Raw genomic sequence first — 16,252 nt, forward strand, 5'->3', positions numbered from 1 at the left:
GTCCCCTCACGTCAGGAAGCCTCTCGGCATGATCCGTTTCGACAGCGTGACCAAGACCTTCCCGGGCGGCACCACGGCCGTCGGTGGGCTGACCCTCGAGGCACCGACCGGCCGCATCACGGTGTTCGTCGGGCCCTCGGGCTGCGGCAAGACGACGAGCCTGCGGATGATCAACCGAATGATCGAGCCGACCAGCGGCACCATCACGATCGACGGCGTGGACACCGGGTCGATGAACCCCGACGAGCTGCGGCGCGGCATCGGCTATGTCATCCAGCACGCCGGCCTGTTCCCGCACCGCACGATCCTCGACAACGTCATGACGGTGCCGCGGCTGCTCGGCAGCGACAAGGCCGCCACCCGGACGCGAGCGATGGAGCTGCTCGAGGTCGTGGGGCTCGACCCCGACCTGGCCCGGCGCTACCCGGCGCAGCTGTCCGGCGGCCAGCAGCAGCGCGTGGGGGTGGCCCGCGCCCTGGCGGCCGACCCTCCGGTCATGCTGATGGACGAGCCGTTCAGCGCCGTCGACCCCGTGGTGCGCGAGCAGCTGCAGGACGAGTTCCTGCGCCTGCAGGACGAGCTCGGCAAGACCATCGTCTTCGTCACCCACGACATCGACGAGGCCGTCAAGCTCGGTGACCAGATCGCGGTGCTCCGGGTCGGGGGCACCCTGGCCCAGCTGGACACCCCCGAGCGGCTGCTGCGCGACCCGCACGACGACTTCGTGGCCGATTTCGTGGGGCGCGACCGCGGCTACCGCGGCCTGGCCTTCCAGAAGGCCCCGCGCCTGCCCCTGCTCGACGAGCCCACCGTCCGCGTCGGCGACTCCGCCGGGCGGCTCCGCGAGGTCGCGGCCGGCGAGCCGTGGGTGCTGGCCCTCGACGAGGACGGCCGGCCGCAGGGCTGGGTCCGGGTCGAGGCCGTGCGGGGCACGCTCGACCGCACCCTGCTGCACCGCGGCGGGACCGTCGGGCGCGAGGGTGGCACGCTGCGCGCCGCCCTCGACGCGGCCCTGTCCTCGCCGACGGGCAAGGGCGTCATCGCCGACGCTGACGGTCGTTTCGTCGGCACCGTGCTCGCCCAGGACGTCCTGGCCCAGATCCAGCGGCAGCAGCCGGACGCAGATCCCGTCACGGCGTCGCCCGTCGAGGAGGGCCTGGGATGACCTGGGCGCGGGACAACCTGACCGACATCCTGCAGCTCGCCCTGCAGCACGTCTGGCTGTCCGGCGTGCCGCTGATCATCGGGCTGCTCGTCGCGCTGCCGCTCGGCTGGCTCGCGACCCGCTACGGATGGGTGCGACAGCCCCTGGTCATCGGCTCGGGCCTGCTCTACACCATCCCCTCCCTGGCGCTGTTCATCCTCATGCCGCTGATCCTCGGCACCCAGATCATCAGCCCGGTCAACGTCGTCGTGGCGATGACCCTCTACACCGTCGCCCTGCTCGTGCGCACGGTCGTCGACGGCCTGTCCTCGGTGCCCGACGACGTCCGTCAGGCCGCGACGGCCATGGGCATCGGGCGCGTGCGCCGGCTGCTCACCGTCGAGCTGCCGCTGGCCGTGCCAGTCATCGCGAGCGGCCTGCGCGTCGCCGCCGTCAGCAACGTGTCCATCGTCAGCGTGGCCGCCCTCATCGGGATGCCCCAGCTCGGCACCCTGTTCACCGACGGCTTCTCCACCGGCTTCATGGACCCGATCGTCGTCGGGATCGTCGCGTGCGTCCTGCTGGCCTTCCTCTTCGACCTGGTCATCAACCTGGTCGCCCGGGCCCTCACGCCCTGGCGCCGCGGGGCGGAGGCACGCGCATGATCTCCTCGCTCCTCGGCTGGCTGTCCGACCCCACCCACTGGTCCGGGCCCGAAGGCATCCCCACCCGCATCGTCGAGCACCTCGCCTACACCGCGCTGACCGTCCTGCTCGCGGCCCTGATCGCCATACCCCTCGGTCTGTGGATCGGGCACACCGGCAAGGGCAAGGTCGCCGTCGTCAACCTGCTCAACGGCGCCCGCTCGATCCCCACCCTCGGCCTGCTCTTCCTCGCGATCATCCTGCTGGGCCCACGCCTGCAGGGCGACGCCGCCTTCCTCGTCCCCGTGGTCCTCGTCCTGGTCGTGCTGGCCATCCCGCCGATCCTCGCCAGCACCTACAGCGGCGTCGAGCAGGTCGACCCCGCGGCCCGCGACGCCGCCAAGGGCATGGGTATGACGGGCGCGCAGGTCCTGCGCCAGGTCGAGGTCCCGTGCGCGATGCCGCTCATCATGTCCGGGCTCCGCTCGGCGACCATGCAGGTCATCGCCACCGCGACGATCGCCGCCACCGTGTCCATCGGCGGCCTCGGGCGCTACCTCATCGACGGGCAGGCGGCCCGCGACTACGCCCAGATGGCCGGCGGCGGCATCCTCGTCGCGCTGCTCGCCCTCGCCGTCGACCTGGTCCTGACCCTCGTCCAGCGACTCGTCGTCTCGCGGGGGCTCACCGGCGCGACGACCTCACGGCGCGACCGGGCGGGCCGGGGCGGCATACGGCCGTCGGACCCGTCCGAGGGCACCACCTCGGACGCCACCCCAACCACCACCGACCGCACGACCGCGCCCGCGGCGTGACCCACCTGGAGGAGACCACCATGACGCGCACCACCCTCACCCTGGCCACGGCCGTCGTCCTCGCCCTCGGGCTGTCCGCCTGCGGAGGCGGCGGCGGCGACCCCCTCGCCACGAGCTCCTCGTCGACCACCGCCGCCGGCGGCTCGGGCGGCGGCATCACCGTCGGCTCGGCCGACTTCCCCGAGTCCAAGCTGCTCGCCGAGCTGTATGCCGGAGCACTCAAGGCCAAGGGCGTCCAGGTCGACACGCGCCTCGGCATCGGCTCGCGCGAGACCTACATCCCCGCCCTCAAGGACGGCTCGATCGACGTCATCCCGGAGTACTCCGGCGCCATCGACCGCTACTTCAACAAGGACGCCAAGGCCAACGACTCCGCCGGCATCATCACCGAGCTCAAGGCCGGGCTGCCCTCGCACCTGGAGGTCCTCGAGCCCGCCAAGGCCGAGGACAAGGACGCCGTGGTGATGACCAGGGCCAAGGCCCAGGAGCTGGGGGTCACGTCGATCGCCGACCTCAAGGGCAAGTCCGAGCAGCTGACGATCGGCGGGCCCGCCGAGTGGCAGTCGCGCTCCTACGGCATCCCGGGGCTGGAGAAGACCTATGGTCTGAAGTTCAAGCAGTTCCGCAAGCTCGACGCCGGCGGGCCGCTCGCCGTCCAGGGCCTCAAGAACGGCCAGGTGGACATGGCCAACATCTTCACCACCGACCCGGCCATCCAGGTCAACGACTTCCAGGTCCTGCAGGACCCGCAGAACTTCTTCGCCGCGCAGAACGTCCTGCCCCTCGCGGTCAAGGGCAAGCTCGACGCCAAGGGCAAGGACGCGCTCAACGCGGTCTCGGCCAAGCTCGACACCCAGGGGCTGACGGACATGCTCAAGAAGGTCTCGGTCGACCACAAGAAGCCCGAGGACGTCGCGAACGAGTGGCTCAAGGCCAATTCCCTCGCCTGACGCCTGACGCTCGGCCCCGCCTGGGGTTCAGCCGACGATGCTGCTCCAGACCGCCTTGGTGCCGGCGTGACCGGTGACGACGGTCTGGGAGGTCAGGGCGGCGGCGGCCAGCACGAGCAGTCCCGCCAGGGCTCCGGCGAGCAGGCGCTGCCCGGCCGACCTCTCCGGCGTGCGGGCCTGCCCGTCGGGCCCGTCGGCGTGAGCGGTTCCGTGGGTGCCGCCGTCGAGCCGGCTCAGCACGGCCACCGCGACCAGCACGAGCACCATGAACGCGACGCAGGCCGGCTGCAGCAGCTCACCGGCCTGCGTGTGCCGCTGCAGCAGCTCGTTGGGCGGGCTGCCGCCGGTGACCCTGGCCTCGAGGCGGTGCCCGGACTGGCCCGCGACCCAGCCGCAGGCCCCGGTAACCACGGCGCCGACGACGAGGGGGAGACGCAGGCCGGCCCGCCGACGCCGGGCGACGGCGTAGACGACGGCGAGCAGCGCCGTCAACGGAGCCACCACCACGACGACGTGCACGACGAGGGCGTGGACGGGGAGGCCGTCGATCGTGTCGAGCATGGTGCTTCTCCTGGTTGCGGGTTGCGGGTTGCGGGCTGGGGGCTGGGGGCTGCGGGCTGCGGGTTGCGGGCTGCGGGTTGCGGGATGGGGGGTGCGGGATTGCGACACGGTAGCCGAGGCGCCTGTCGCGCGGCGGAGGACCCGCTGGGCGCCTCCCCCTCTCGCATAATGAGAAATTATCGGTGAGGGACGGTCTCGTTATGCATCGCGGTTCCCGCTGTGGCATGGTCGTGTCATGGCCAGCACCGAGTTCCACGCCGTGACGCGACGTCACGTCGACCTGTGCCGGCTGGGTGCGACGAGCTGTCGCGGTCGCTGAGCGCATCTCTCCACGCCCCACGAGATGCCCCACGACCGACCCACGGCGGCCCGACGCGGGCGCCCGCCACCCCCCCCCACGCACGACGACCCTCACCCGGGTCGTCCCCGCACCGCCGGACCCCCGGCCCGCCCCGCGACGACCCGCCTCGGCATACCGCCCGGAGAGGACCCCAGATGACGACCACCACCACGCGTGCCGGTCGGCCCCGCGCCGGCGGGGACAACGAGGGCCAGTGGGCCCTCGGGCACCGCGAGCCCCTCAACCACAACGAGGAGTTCAAGGCCGCCGAGGATCCGCTGGCCGTGCGCGAGCGCATCGAGCAGACCTATGCCCGTGAGGGTTTCGCGTCCATCCCGTCGGACGACCTGCGCGGTCGCTTCCGCTGGTGGGGGCTCTACACCCAGCGCCGTCCCGGCATCGACGGCGGCCGCACCGCGACGCTCGAGCCGCACGAGCTCGACGACGAGTACTTCATGATGCGCATCCGCGTCGACGGCCAGGCGCTCACGCTGCCGCAGCTGCGGGCCATCGCCGACGTGTCCGAGCGCTACGGGCGCGGCACCGCGGACGTCACCGACCGGCAGAACATCCAGCTGCACTGGGTCCGCATCGAGGACGTCCCCGCGATCTGGAACGCCCTCGAGGAGGTCGGGCTGTCGACGACCGAGGCGTGCGGCGACGTGCCCCGCGCCATCCTCGGCTCGCCCGTCGCCGGCATCGCCGCGGCGGAGCTCGTCGACCCGACGCCCGCGATCCTCGAGATCAAGCGCCGCTACATCGGCAACCCCGAGCTGTCCAACCTGCCGCGCAAGTTCAAGACCGCGATCTCCTGGCAGTGGGATACCGTGCCGGAGATCAACGACGTGTCCTTCGTCGGCGTGGTGCACCCCGAGCACGGCCCGGGCTTCGACCTGCTCGTCGGCGGCGGCCTGTCCACCAGCGCCCACTTCGCCCAGCGCCTCGGCGCCTGGGTCCCCCTGGACGAGATCCCCGAGGTGTGGGAGGGCGTCTGCGCGATCTTCCGCGACTACGGCTACCGCCGCCTGCGCAACCGCGCCCGCCTGAAGTACCTCATGGCCGACTGGGGCGCCGAGCGCTTCCGCGAGGTCCTCGAGGGGGAGTACCTCCACCGCGCGCTCGTCGACGGCCCCGCGGCCGAGGCGCCCCGCGAGCCGATCGACCACATGGGCATCCACGAGCAGAAGGACGGCCGCGTCTACGTCGGCGTCACCCCAACCGTCGGTCGCGTCCGCGGCACCACCCTGCGCGGTCTCGCCGACGCCGTCGAGCGGCACGGCGGCGGGCGCATCGCCTTCACCCCGCTGCAGAAGGTCGTCGTCCTCGACGTCGACCCCGCGCAGGCCGAGGCCCTGGTCACCGACCTGGACGCGCTGGGCCTGCCCGCCCGCCCGAGCGCCTGGCGCCGCGGCACCATGGCCTGCACCGGCATCGAGTTCTGCAAGCTCGCGATCGTCGACACCAAGGACCGCGCCACCTCGCTGGTGGAGGACCTCGAGGTGCGCCTGGCGGACATCGAGCCCGAGCTCGGCCAGCCGGTCGGGATCAGCCTCAACGGCTGCCCCAACTCGTGCGCCCGGATCCAGACCTCCGACATCGGCCTCAAGGGCCAGATCGTGCGCGACGCCGACGGCAACCGCGTCCCCGGCTACCAGGTCCACCTCGGTGGCCAGCTCGGTGCCGAGGCCGGCTTCGGCCGCAAGATCCGTGGCCACAAGGTCACCGAGAACGACCTCGGCGACTACGTCGAGCGCGTCGTGCGGCGGTACGTCGCCGACCGCCAGGACGACGAGACCTTCGCCCAGTGGACGATCCGCGTGGACGACGAGGCCCTGTCGTGAGTGCGGGCTCGCACGTCCCCGGGGCGGACGGCGCCCAGCGGGCGGCCGTCATGCACTGCCCCTACTGCGCCGAGGAGGACCTGCGCCCCGTCGAGGAGCCCCGCGGCGCCTGGCGGTGCCTGGACTGCACGCGCGTCTTCGTCGTCCGGTTCGTCGGTCTGTCGCACGAAGGAGTCGTCTCATGAGCGTCACCACCCTGCGCTCCGAGCAGGAGCTGCGCGAGCTGGTCGAGCGCGACGCCGCCCACCTCGAGACCCTCTCCGCCCACGACGTGGTCGCCTGGGCCGCGGGTGAGTTCGGGGAGAGCTGGGCCGTCGCCGGGTCGATGCAGGACGGCGTCCTGGGGCACCTGGTCGACCAGGTGGCGCCGGGTACCCGGCTGTACTTCCTGGACACCGGCTACCACTTCCCCGAGACCCTGGCGACCCGCGACGAGACCGTGCGCCGCACGCGGCTGGACGTCATCACGCTGACGCCCGCCCAGACCGTCCCCGAGCAGGACGCGGAGCATGGCGTCGCCCTGCACGACCGCGACCCCGACCTGTGCTGCGCCCTGCGCAAGACCCATCCCCTCGACGACGCCCTCGGCGAGCTCGAGGCCTGGGCCACCGGCGTGCGCCGCGTCCAGTCGCCGACCCGCCGCGACACCCCGGTGATCGGCTTCGACGAGCGCCGGCTCATCGTCAAGGTCGCGCCGCTGGCATCCTGGTCCGACCAGGACGTCGCGGAGTACGCCGAGCGCCACGACGTCGTCCGCAACCCGCTGCTCGACCAGGGCTACCCCTCGATCGGGTGCGCCCCCTGCACCCGACGGGTCGCCCCCGGCGAGGACGCCCGCGCCGGCCGCTGGAGCGGCACCGCCAAGATCGAGTGCGGGATCCAGCTGTGAGTGGCGCGACGGTCTGGCTGACCGGCCTCTCGGGCGCCGGGAAGTCCACGATCGCCGAGGCGCTCGCGAGCGACCTGCGCGCCGACGGCCGACGCGTCGAGGTGCTGGACGGCGACGAGATCCGCACCAACCTGTCTGCGGGACTAGGCTTCTCGCGCGAGGACCGGGACACGCACGTGCAGCGTGTGGCCTATGTCGCGCGGCTGCTCGCCCGCAACGGTGTCGTCGCGCTCGTGCCGGTGATCGCGCCGTATGCCGACACGCGCGCCGCGGTCCGCGCCGACCACGAGGCGGCGGGTGTGACCTATCTCGAGGCCCACGTCGCGACCCCCGTGGACGAGTGCGCGCGCCGCGACGTCAAGGGGCTCTACGCCGCCGCCGCCCGTGGCGAGGTCACCACCCTCACGGGTGTCAGCGACCCCTACGAGCCGCCGGTGGCTCCCGACATACGGCTGGACACGACCGACCAGGAGCTGACGGAGAGCGTCTCCGCCCTCCGGACCCTGCTCACCGACAAGGGGCTGCGATGACGACCACCCTGACCACGACGCCGCGGACGCTGACGACGCTGGACTCCCTCGAGGCCGAGGGCATCCAGATCATCCGCGAGGTGGTGGCCGAGTTCGACCGGCCCGCCCTGCTGTTCAGCGGCGGCAAGGACTCCGCGGTGCTCCTGCACCTGGCGCTCAAGGCGCTCGCGCCGGCTCCGCTGCCGATCACGCTGCTGCACGTCGACACGGGGCACAACTTCCCCGAGGTCATCGAGTTCCGCGACCGCATCGTCGCCGAGCACGGGCTGCAGCTGGTCGTGGCGCACGTCGAGGAGTGGATCGCCGACGGCCGCCTGACCGAGCGCCCCGACGGCACCCGCAACCCGCTGCAGACCATCCCGCTGCTCGACTCCATCAACGCCGAGAAGTTCGACGCCGTCCTCGGCGGGGCGCGCCGCGACGAGGACCGCGCCCGCGCCAAGGAACGCGTCTTCTCGATCCGCGACGCCTTCGGCGGCTGGGACCCGCGCACGCAGCGCCCCGAGCTGTGGCAGATCTACAACGGGCGCCACGCGCCGGGCGAGCACACCCGCGTCTTCCCGCTGTCCAACTGGACCGAGCTCGACGTGTGGCACTACATCGAGCGCGAGGGCGTCGAGCTCCCGTCGATCTACTACGCGCACGACCGCGACGTCTACGACCGCGACGGGATGTGGATGACGAGCGGCCCGTGGGGCGGGCCCCGCGAGGGCGAGACGGTCGAGCGCCGCACCGTGCGCTACCGCACCGTCGGGGACGGATCGTGCACGGGCGCCGTGGAGTCCACGGCCGTCTCGATCGCCGACGTGATCGCCGAGGTGTCGATCAGCCGGCTCACCGAGCGTGGCGCGACCCGCGCCGACGACCGCCTCTCCGAGGCCGCCATGGAGGACCGCAAGCGAGAGGGCTACTTCTGATGGGCACGAGCACGTATGACGCGACCGGGGTCATCGACGAGATCTCGGCCACGCGTCGCCAGCTGCGGCTGGTCGTCGCGGGGTCGGTCGACGACGGCAAGTCCACCCTGGTCGGCCGGCTGCTCCACGACACCAAGTCGATCCTCGCCGACACCTACGACGCCATCGAGGCCGCGAGCCGCCGTCGCGGCTCGGAGCAGGTCGACCTGGCGCTGCTCACCGACGGTCTGCGCTCCGAGCGCGAGCAGGGCATCACCATCGACGTGGCCTACCGCTACTTCACGACGCCGCGGCGCAGCTTCGTGCTGGCCGACACCCCGGGTCACACGCAGTACACCCGCAACACCGTCACCGGCGCCTCCACCGCGGACGCCGCGCTGGTGCTGGTCGACGTCCGCAACGGCGTCCTGCCGCAGACCCGGCGACACCTCGCCGTCATGGCCCTCCTCGGGGTGCCGCACGTCGTGGTGGCGCTCAACAAGATGGACGCGATCGCCTGGGACCAGGGGAGGTTCGAGGAGGTGGCCCGCGAGGTCGCCGACATCGCCACCCGCCTCGGTCTCGGCGACGTCCGCATCGTGCCGATCTCGGCGCTCACGGGCGAGGGGGTCGTGAGCACCGAGCCGGTCGGCTCCGAGGGGGTCGCCCGCTGGTATGCCGGGCCGCCGCTGCTCACCCTGCTGGAGGACCTCGACGACGCGGCGGCCGAGATCGACCGCCCCCTGCGCCTGCCCGTGCAGCTGGTGATCCGTCCGCGGACCGCCGAGCACCCGGACTACCGCGGGCTTGGCGGGCGGATCGCGTCCGGCCGGGTCGCCGTCGGTGACGAGATCACCGTGACGCCAGGCGGACTCACGAGCGTCGTGACGGGCATCGACACCCCGGCCGGCTCCGTGCAGGTCGCCGGCGCCGGAGAGTCGGTGACCGTGCGGCTGCGCGACGAGCTGGACGTGGGGCGCGGCTCCGTGCTGTCCACGGTCGCGTCGAGGCCCCGTGCGGTGCAAGAGATCTCGGGCACGGTGTGCTGGCTCGACGAGCGCCCGGCGTCCGCCGGGCAGCGGGTCCTGGTCAAGGCCGGCACCCGCACCACCCGCGGCATCCTGACGACCGTCGGCGACCACTGGGACGTCGACTCGCTCACGTGGGTCGCGCCGGGAGCCCCGGTGCAGCTCAACGACATCGCGCGGGTCGAGCTGCGGCTGGCCGAGCCCGTCGCGGTCGACGACTACCTCGACGACCGGGCCACCGGTGCCTTCCTGGTGATCGACCCGGCGTCGGGCGCGACCCTGGCGGCCGGTCTCGTGGGCGCCGCCCTGCAGCCCCACCGCGGCTAGGCACATCGACCCGCCTTCGTCACACCTACCTCAGGTAGTCACACTCGCCTGGCGTGCCAACCCCGGCGAGTGTGACTACCTGAGGTAGGTCCGAGTGTTGGGGCGCTCTGCCGACTCTGAGGCGGCGCGCGATCCAGGCCCTGTATGCCGAGCCGCCCGCCGCCTCGCGAGGACTCGCGAGGCGGCGGGCGGTCTTTCACGCCATACGGGAGCGTCGGCTCAGAAGGCCGCCTCGGGCACGTCCATGATCGACAGGTCCGTCATCTGCGCGATGACCATCTGCGAGCGCAGCTGCGGCAGCACGGTCTTGGCGAAGAACGAGGCCGCCGCCACCTTGCCGGTGTAGAAATCCTGGTCCTTGCCGGACGCGCCGGCGTCGAGCGCCGCCTGGGCGACCTCGGCCTGACGCAGGAGCAGCCAGCCGACGACCAGGTCGCCCGCCGCGAGCAGCAGGCGCGAGGTGTTGAGGCCGACCTTGTAGACGTTGCGGACGTCGCCGTCCTTGCGCGGGTCGGAGTCCATCAGCTCGCCGGCCATGTAGCCGAGGATGCCCTGGACGGACTCGAGCGCCTTGCCGAGCTGCACGCGCTCCTCGGCCAGCGACTCGGGGCCGTTCTCGGCGAACGCCTGGATCTCCTCGGCGACCTTGGCCAGGGCGGTGCCCTTGTCACGGATGATCTTGCGGAAGAAGAAGTCCTGGCCCTGGATCGCTGTGGTGCCCTCGTAGAGGGTGTCGATCTTGGCGTCGCGGACGTACTGCTCGATCGGGTAGTCCTGCAGGAAGCCCGAGCCGCCGATGGTCTGCAGGGACTCGGTGCCCAGCAGCACCCAGGCGCGCTCGGATCCGACGCCCTTGACGATGGGCAGGAGCAGGTCGTTGACCTTCATGGCCAGGCGTGCGGCGTCGTCGCCCTCGGGGAGCTCCGCGCCGGGGTCGCCGCCCTGGGCCATCGCGAGGGTGTCCTGCTGCGTGGCGGTGTAGATCACGAGGGCGCGCAGGCCCTCGGAGTAGGCCTTCTGCAGCATGAGCGAGCGGCGCACGTCGGGGTGGCGGGTGATGGTGACGCGCGGGGCGTCCTTGGCCGGGTTGGTCATGTCGGAGCCCTGCACGCGCTCCTTGGCGTACTCCAGCGCGTTGAGGTAGCCGGTCGACAGGGTCGCGATGGCCTTGGTACCGACGAACATGCGGGCGTTCTCGATGACCTTGAACATCTGGGCGATGCCGTCGTGCACGTCGCCGAGCAGGGTGCCGACGGCCGGGGTGCCGTTCTGGCCGAAGGTGACCTCGCAGGTCGTGGACACCTTGAGGCCCATCTTGTGCTCGACGTTCGTGACGTAGGCGCCGTTGCGCTCGCCCAGCTCACCGGTCTCGAGGTCGACCTGGAACTTGGGGACGATGAAAAGCGACAGGCCCTTGGTGCCGGGGCCGGCGCCCTCGGGCCGGGCGAGGACGAAGTGGACGACGTTGTCGACCATGTCGGACTCGGCGGAGGTGATGAAGCGCTTGACCCCGTCGATGCTCCAGGTGCCGTCGCCGTTGTCGGTGGCCTTGGTGCGGCCGGCGCCGACGTCGGACCCGGCGTCGGGCTCGGTCAGCACCATCGTGCAGTGCCAGCCCTTGTCGACGATGTGCTTGGCGAGCTTCTTCTGCTCGTCATTGCCCAGGTAGTAGAGGAGGTTCGCGAACGAGTAGCCCGCGGCGAACATGTGGACGGCGGGGTTGGAGCCGCAGACGAGCTCGGCGAGCGACCAGCGCAGCGACGGCGGGACGACCATGCCGCCGAGCTCGGCGGGGACGTCGAGGTTGCCCCACTCGGCGTCGATGTAGGCCTTGTACGACTGCTTGAACGACTCGGGCATGGTCACCGAGTAGGTCGACGGGTCGTAGACGGGCGGGTTGCGGTCGGAGTCGATGAGGCTGTCGGCCAGCTCGTTCTCGGCGAGGCGGGCGACCTCGTGCAGGATCTCCTTGGCGGTGTCGGTGTCGACGTCCTCGTAGAGCCCCTGCCCCAGGACCTCCTGGCGCCCGAAGACCTCGAAGAGGTTGAACTCGATGTCTCGGACGTTGCTCTTGTAGTGCCCCATCAGGGGGTCCCCTTCCGTGACGTCCTGCCTGTCAGGTGGTGCGGTGGTGCGGCAGGTATGACGTGCCCGCGCGGCTCACGGGTCGTCCCATGATGCTACTGGCGAGTAGGCGCTCGCAAGGAACTCGCGGAACACGTGATGACGGCCACGCCCGTCACAGGTCCAGCACCACGCCGCCGGCGAGCTGCTCGGCGAGCGGCAGGATCTGTCCGGCAGGCAGCGATCGGGCGTAGAGGTAGCCCTGGGCGGCGGTGATGCCGAGCATCCGGGCGCGGGCCTCCTGGGCGCGGGTCTCGATGCCCTCGGCGGTGATGGTCAGCCCGAGCTCCCGCCCGAGCCGCGAGACGGCGGCGACCACGGCCTCGTCGCCGCCGGACTCGCCGAGCCCCTGGACGAAGGTCCGGTCGATCTTGAGGATGTCGAGGGGGAGCGAGCGCAGGTTGGCCAGGCCGGAGTAGCCCGTGCCGAAGTCGTCGATGGCGACCCGGATGCCGAGGGTGCGGAGCTCCTCCAGCGTGGCCACCGTCTCCTCGGTCTGCTCGAGCACGACGGTCTCGGTGATCTCCAGGATCAGCAGCTCGGGCGGGAGCCCGGACTCGTCGAGGACGCGGTGCACGGTGCCGGCGAAGCCCGGGGCGACGAGCTGGTGGACGCTGATGTTGACCGCCACCGTGAGGGGGTTCCCGAGGCGGAACCACTGCAGGGCCTGGTCGACCGCCTGCTCCAGGACCCAGGTGCCGATGGAGATGATCGACCCGAACTCCTCGGCGAGCCGGATGACCTCCTCGATGCCGATGAAGTCGCCCTCGGGGTCGGTCCAGCGCAGCAGCGCCTCCACGCCCGTCACCTGCTCGGCCCGGAGGTTGACGATCGGCTGGTAGAGCACCGTCCACCGGTCCGGCCCCGGCGGTCGGGCCAGGCGGCGGCGCAGGTCCCGGGTCCGGGCAAACTGCGCGAGCATCGTCGGCTCGAAGGACCGGACGGTGCCCGGTCCCTCGCGGGTGGCCTGGCGCAGGGCGAGCTCGGCGTTGCGCACCAGCTCGAGGCCCGTGTGCCCGCCGATGCACAGGCCGCCGCTGGTGCGCAGCGTGATGTCGGGGATCAGGTCCGGGCGGTTGACGGCGTCGACGATGCGCTGCGCCTCGGCCAGGGCCTGCGCGCCGTCCGTGCCCTGCCGCAGCAGGACGGCGAACCGCTGGTCGCTGAACCGGGCGAGGGAGTCGCCGGTGCGGATCGTCGCGCGCATGGTGCGGGCGACGGTGCGGAGCAGCTCCTCGCGGGCGTCGTCGCCCACTGTGTTGTCGGCGAGGCCGGCGGTCGCGAGGTCGACGAGCAGCAGGGAGATCTCGCCGGCGGCGGACTCGTAGAGCCGGTGCCGGACGGCCCGGTCGAGGCTGGTCCGGTTGGGTAGGCCGGTGACGACGTCGTGGTAGGTCACGTGCTGCAGCCGCGACTGCAGGCCGACCCGCTCGGAGACGTCCCGGACGGCCACGAGGTAGCCCCGGGCGAGGGGAGTGATGACGGACTCCACGTGCACGACCGCGGCGCTGGTGGTGGTGAGGGCCGACTCGAGCCGCAGCGTGGACTGCATCCGCGCGTTGGGGGCGTAGGTCAGGTGGGCCAGCACCTCCGGCGACACGTCGGGGAGCACGTCGCTGATGTGCTGCCCCGCGAGGTCGCTCTCGCGCAGGCCGAGGATGGTGCTGAGCGCCTGGGAGGCGAAGATGACCCGGCCGGTGCGGTCGAGCTCGATGATGATGTCACGCGTCTCGCTGACGAGCAGCCGCATGTGGCGCTCCTGCTCCTGCACCGAGCTCGCCAGCTGGCGGGAGTGGTGCCCCTCGTGCAGGTGCAGGGCGACGAGCAGGAAGAGGATGAAGCAGAGGGCGCGCACCGTCCCGGCGTCGATCCCGAGCGAGCCCACCGAGAGCATGAGGGCCGCCCCCACGAGCAGGCTGAGGCCGCTGACGACGAAGAGGTCGCGGTGCGGGTCGTGCAGCGTGCGGGCGAGGGGCACGGCGGGGCGCCGGGAGACCAGCATCGCCGACCACGTCAGCAGCCCGCACTGCAGGATCCACAGGCTCTGGGACACGGCCCAGGCGTCCCCGCCCGGCAGGAGATAGGTCAGCAGGTCGCCGACGGTGGAGGCCAGCACCGACACCCCGACCACGGTCTGGATCCCGCGCGCCCGCCCGCGATGCGCCGGCACGACCAGCAGCCAGCTGATGATGGCGGCCGCGATCCCACCGACGAGGCCGATGACGACCAGGGCGGGCTGCAGCCCCGGTCCGAGGGCGAACCCGCTGAGCCAGCGCTGGGGGTCGAAGTGCCAGACGGCGGTCCACAGGCACGTGGTGAGCAGCGTGGCGTGGATCATCGTGGTGGTGAGCCTGCGGGCCGAGTCCCCGGCGAAGCACTCCACGGCGTGCAGGATCAGGCAGGTGGCCACGGCATACATCACCGAGGGCGTGAGCCCGAGGCCCGGACCGACCGCGACGTAGAGGAGGTTGGCGACCCCGTTGAGCGCCATCGCCGCGGCGAAGAGCAACCACCCGGCGCGGTCCAGGCCACGACTGCGCAGGCCGGCGACGGCGGCGGCCGCCGAGGCGACCAGCGCGGAGATCCAGAGCAGGGGAGCTCCCATGCCAGGCCAGACGAGGGAGGCCACCGCCGGGAGGAGGGCCAGGGGTACGCCGAGTGCTGCGGCGACCCCAGTCCGTGAATGCATAGGGCCATATTGGAGCATCTGCCAGGCGGAATCCACGCGAACCCACAGATCAGGGGCAGTTGCGAAGGGGCAACCGGCACGAGCCGGACAAATGGAGCGGGTGACGAGAATCGAACTCGCACTGGCAGCTTGGGAAGCTGCTGTTCTGCCATTGAACTACACCCGCGACCAGCACCTGCGTGCTGACGTGGGAGCCAGCATACCCAAACTCTCAAGCGTTCCCGCCACCGAACCGCCCGACCACCGTCACCGCTCTCGGGTCGTCGTCGGCCGCGGCGGGGGCTGGAGCGGTAGCGTGACCGTCGTGCTGCTCTCCGACCGCGACATCCGGGCCCAGATCGACCAGGGCCGCGTGGTCCTGGACCCCTACGACCCGGAGATGGTGCAGCCGTCGAGCGTGGACGTGCGCCTCGACCGCTACTTCCGGTTGTTCGACAACCACAAGTACCCCGTGATCGACCCCGCGCAGGACCAGCCGGAGCTCACCCGGCTCGTCGAGGTCGAGTCCGGCGAGGGCTTCGTCCTGCACCCGGGGGAGTTCGTCCTCGGGTCGACCCTCGAGGCGGTCACGCTGCCGGACGACCTGGCCGCGCGCGTGGAGGGCAAGTCCTCGCTCGGCCGCCTCGGGCTCCTTACCCACGCCACCGCCGGCTTCGTGGACCCCGGGTTCTCCGGTCACGTGACGCTGGAGCTGTCCAACGTGGCGACCCTTCCGATCGTCCTCTGGCCGGGCATGAAGGTCGGCCAGCTCTGCTTCATGCGGCTCACCTCGGCCTCCGAGCACCCCTACGGCAGCGCGGTCTACGGCTCGCACTACCAGGGGCAGCGGGGCCCGACGGCCAGCCGCTCGTTCCACAACTTCCACCGCTCCGACCTGACCTGAGGCTGACCTGAGGCTCCCTGCCCCGAGAGTCTCGGACCGACCCGGGTCAGGCGAACGCCGGCGCCTCGTGATCGGCCCGGACGGCCAGCACCGCGCACGACGCGTCGAGCAGTACCTGCTTGGTGGTGTCGCTGACGATGCGCTTCTGCACGTGAGAGCGGTCGGTGACGCCGATGACGACGAGCGTGACGTCGACCTCCTCCACCGCGGTGAGGATCTCGTCGGCGCCGCTCAGCCCGTGCGGCCCCTCGTGCCACCGCCAGGTCACCCCTGCCCCGTCGAGCTGCTCCTCGACCTCCCGCACGGCGTCGTCGTCGAGCTCGGCGGGGGTGTCGTGCCAGTCCCGCGCCGCGTTCACGACCAGGACGTCGCAGCCCGTCGCGCGGGCCTCGGCGACGCAGTGGCGCAGGGCGGCACGACCCGGCTCGGTCGGCGCGTAGGCAAGGCAGATGGTCATGGGTCCTCCGTCGGCAGGTGGGGAGACGGCCTCGGGACACGATAGGTGGCGCTCAGGATCCTCGCCGCCCGTGCCCAAGGGGACAGTTGTGAGCTGGGGGCTCAGTTCGTGCCGTCTGGGGGCCTGCCGCGGGG

15 protein-coding genes and 1 tRNA gene are annotated in these 16,252 nt (G+C 71.8%); 11 read left to right on the top strand and 5 right to left on the bottom strand.

Annotation, left to right across the window (positions count from 1 at the left end):
• The first annotated feature begins 28 nt into the window (after positions 1 to 28).
• The 4 genes from B4K29_RS07625 to B4K29_RS07640 are packed head-to-tail and all read left to right on the top strand — an operon-like array spanning position 29 to position 3,553.
• Complete coding sequence (locus B4K29_RS07625; protein ID WP_286957488.1) at positions 29 to 1,165, top strand: ABC transporter ATP-binding protein; 1,137 nt, start codon at positions 29 to 31, stop codon at positions 1,163 to 1,165.
• Complete coding sequence (locus B4K29_RS07630) at positions 1,162 to 1,809, top strand: ABC transporter permease (RefSeq protein ID WP_019285295.1); 648 nt, start codon at positions 1,162 to 1,164, stop codon at positions 1,807 to 1,809. Before B4K29_RS07625 ends, B4K29_RS07630 begins: the two co-directional genes overlap by 4 nt.
• Positions 1,806 to 2,603 (top strand): ABC transporter permease, encoded by a 798-nt coding sequence (locus B4K29_RS07635; RefSeq protein WP_019285294.1) that lies wholly within the window; start codon positions 1,806 to 1,808, stop codon positions 2,601 to 2,603. The genes B4K29_RS07630 and B4K29_RS07635 overlap by 4 nt, the downstream gene beginning before the upstream one ends.
• Before the next feature lie 20 nt (positions 2,604 to 2,623).
• Positions 2,624 to 3,553, top strand: a complete 930-nt coding sequence (locus B4K29_RS07640) for an ABC transporter substrate-binding protein (RefSeq protein ID WP_239261622.1) — start codon at positions 2,624 to 2,626, stop codon at positions 3,551 to 3,553.
• A gap of 27 nt (positions 3,554 to 3,580) precedes the next feature.
• Here the strand turns inward: B4K29_RS07640 and B4K29_RS07645 are convergent, their stop codons facing one another.
• Positions 3,581 to 4,114 carry a DUF2231 domain-containing protein gene (locus tag B4K29_RS07645; protein WP_286966916.1) on the bottom strand — a complete coding sequence of 178 codons (534 nt, stop codon included), beginning with the start codon at positions 4,112 to 4,114 and terminating at the stop codon, positions 3,581 to 3,583.
• Between the two features lie 495 nt (positions 4,115 to 4,609).
• Between B4K29_RS07645 and B4K29_RS07650 the strand changes: the two genes are divergently transcribed.
• The 6 genes from B4K29_RS07650 to B4K29_RS07675 are packed head-to-tail and all read left to right on the top strand — an operon-like array spanning position 4,610 to position 9,965.
• Positions 4,610 to 6,295 carry a nitrite/sulfite reductase gene (locus tag B4K29_RS07650; protein WP_286966917.1) on the top strand — a complete coding sequence of 562 codons (1,686 nt, stop codon included), beginning with the start codon at positions 4,610 to 4,612 and terminating at the stop codon, positions 6,293 to 6,295.
• Positions 6,292 to 6,480 (top strand): hypothetical protein, encoded by a 189-nt coding sequence (locus B4K29_RS07655; RefSeq protein WP_019285290.1) that lies wholly within the window; start codon positions 6,292 to 6,294, stop codon positions 6,478 to 6,480. Before B4K29_RS07650 ends, B4K29_RS07655 begins: the two co-directional genes overlap by 4 nt.
• Positions 6,477 to 7,184 carry a phosphoadenylyl-sulfate reductase gene (locus B4K29_RS07660; RefSeq protein WP_019285289.1) on the top strand — a complete coding sequence of 236 codons (708 nt, stop codon included), beginning with the start codon at positions 6,477 to 6,479 and terminating at the stop codon, positions 7,182 to 7,184. Before B4K29_RS07655 ends, B4K29_RS07660 begins: the two co-directional genes overlap by 4 nt.
• A complete protein-coding gene (gene cysC / locus B4K29_RS07665; protein WP_019285288.1) occupies positions 7,181 to 7,714 on the top strand; it encodes an adenylyl-sulfate kinase in 534 nt (177 codons plus the stop codon). Before B4K29_RS07660 ends, cysC begins: the two co-directional genes overlap by 4 nt.
• A complete protein-coding gene (gene cysD, locus B4K29_RS07670; RefSeq protein WP_286966918.1) occupies positions 7,711 to 8,631 on the top strand; it encodes a sulfate adenylyltransferase subunit CysD in 921 nt (306 codons plus the stop codon). Before cysC ends, cysD begins: the two co-directional genes overlap by 4 nt.
• Positions 8,631 to 9,965, top strand: coding sequence for a sulfate adenylyltransferase subunit 1 (locus tag B4K29_RS07675; protein WP_239261614.1), 1,335 nt, complete (start codon positions 8,631 to 8,633; stop codon positions 9,963 to 9,965). Before cysD ends, B4K29_RS07675 begins: the two co-directional genes overlap by 1 nt.
• 219 nt (positions 9,966 to 10,184) lie before the next feature.
• Here B4K29_RS07675 and B4K29_RS07680 read toward each other — a convergent pair whose 3' ends face one another.
• The 3 genes from B4K29_RS07680 to B4K29_RS07690 form a co-directional block, all read right to left on the bottom strand.
• Positions 10,185 to 12,050: an acyl-CoA dehydrogenase gene (locus tag B4K29_RS07680; RefSeq protein ID WP_286966921.1), complete on the bottom strand. Its 1,866-nt coding sequence runs from the start codon at positions 12,048 to 12,050 to the stop codon at positions 10,185 to 10,187.
• A 154-nt stretch (positions 12,051 to 12,204) separates the two neighbouring features.
• Positions 12,205 to 14,694, bottom strand: coding sequence for a putative bifunctional diguanylate cyclase/phosphodiesterase (locus B4K29_RS07685; RefSeq protein WP_286961018.1), 2,490 nt, complete (start codon positions 14,692 to 14,694; stop codon positions 12,205 to 12,207).
• A gap of 176 nt (positions 14,695 to 14,870) precedes the next feature.
• Positions 14,871 to 14,944 (bottom strand) — tRNA-Gly (locus B4K29_RS07690).
• 138 nt (positions 14,945 to 15,082) lie between these two features.
• Between B4K29_RS07690 and dcd the strand changes: the two genes are divergently transcribed.
• Complete coding sequence (gene dcd, locus B4K29_RS07695) at positions 15,083 to 15,661, top strand: dCTP deaminase (RefSeq protein WP_239261610.1); 579 nt, start codon at positions 15,083 to 15,085, stop codon at positions 15,659 to 15,661.
• Between the two features lie 46 nt (positions 15,662 to 15,707).
• On the opposite strand, the gene B4K29_RS07700 is transcribed toward dcd, so the two are convergent.
• A complete protein-coding gene (locus tag B4K29_RS07700) occupies positions 15,708 to 16,118 on the bottom strand; it encodes a universal stress protein (protein WP_019285281.1) in 411 nt (136 codons plus the stop codon).
• Positions 16,119 to 16,252 lie beyond the last annotated feature (134 nt).

Origin of the sequence: Arsenicicoccus sp. UBA6765 (assembly GCF_002453335.1) — a bacterium.
Taxonomy (GTDB): domain Bacteria; phylum Actinomycetota; class Actinomycetes; order Actinomycetales; family Dermatophilaceae; genus Arsenicicoccus; species Arsenicicoccus bolidensis.

What these genes read in the sequence shown, in the direction of transcription:
- B4K29_RS07645 (WP_286966916.1), bottom strand. Translation starts at nt 4,114, where the DNA reads ATGCTCGACACGATCGACGGCCTCCCCGTCCACGCCCTCGTCGTGCAC.
- B4K29_RS07640 (WP_239261622.1), top strand. Translation starts at nt 2,624, where the DNA reads ATGACGCGCACCACCCTCACCCTGGCCACGGCCGTCGTCCTCGCCCTC.
- B4K29_RS07635 (WP_019285294.1), top strand. Translation starts at nt 1,806, where the DNA reads ATGATCTCCTCGCTCCTCGGCTGGCTGTCCGACCCCACCCACTGGTCC.
- B4K29_RS07685 (WP_286961018.1), bottom strand. Translation starts at nt 14,694, where the DNA reads ATGGGAGCTCCCCTGCTCTGGATCTCCGCGCTGGTCGCCTCGGCGGCC.
- B4K29_RS07630 (WP_019285295.1), top strand. Translation starts at nt 1,162, where the DNA reads ATGACCTGGGCGCGGGACAACCTGACCGACATCCTGCAGCTCGCCCTG.
- cysD (WP_286966918.1), top strand. Translation starts at nt 7,711, where the DNA reads ATGACGACCACCCTGACCACGACGCCGCGGACGCTGACGACGCTGGAC.
- B4K29_RS07680 (WP_286966921.1), bottom strand. Translation starts at nt 12,050, where the DNA reads ATGGGGCACTACAAGAGCAACGTCCGAGACATCGAGTTCAACCTCTTC.
- B4K29_RS07650 (WP_286966917.1), top strand. Translation starts at nt 4,610, where the DNA reads ATGACGACCACCACCACGCGTGCCGGTCGGCCCCGCGCCGGCGGGGAC.
- B4K29_RS07675 (WP_239261614.1), top strand. Translation starts at nt 8,631, where the DNA reads ATGGGCACGAGCACGTATGACGCGACCGGGGTCATCGACGAGATCTCG.
- B4K29_RS07625 (WP_286957488.1), top strand. Translation starts at nt 29, where the DNA reads ATGATCCGTTTCGACAGCGTGACCAAGACCTTCCCGGGCGGCACCACG.
- B4K29_RS07700 (WP_019285281.1), bottom strand. Translation starts at nt 16,118, where the DNA reads ATGACCATCTGCCTTGCCTACGCGCCGACCGAGCCGGGTCGTGCCGCC.
- B4K29_RS07660 (WP_019285289.1), top strand. Translation starts at nt 6,477, where the DNA reads ATGAGCGTCACCACCCTGCGCTCCGAGCAGGAGCTGCGCGAGCTGGTC.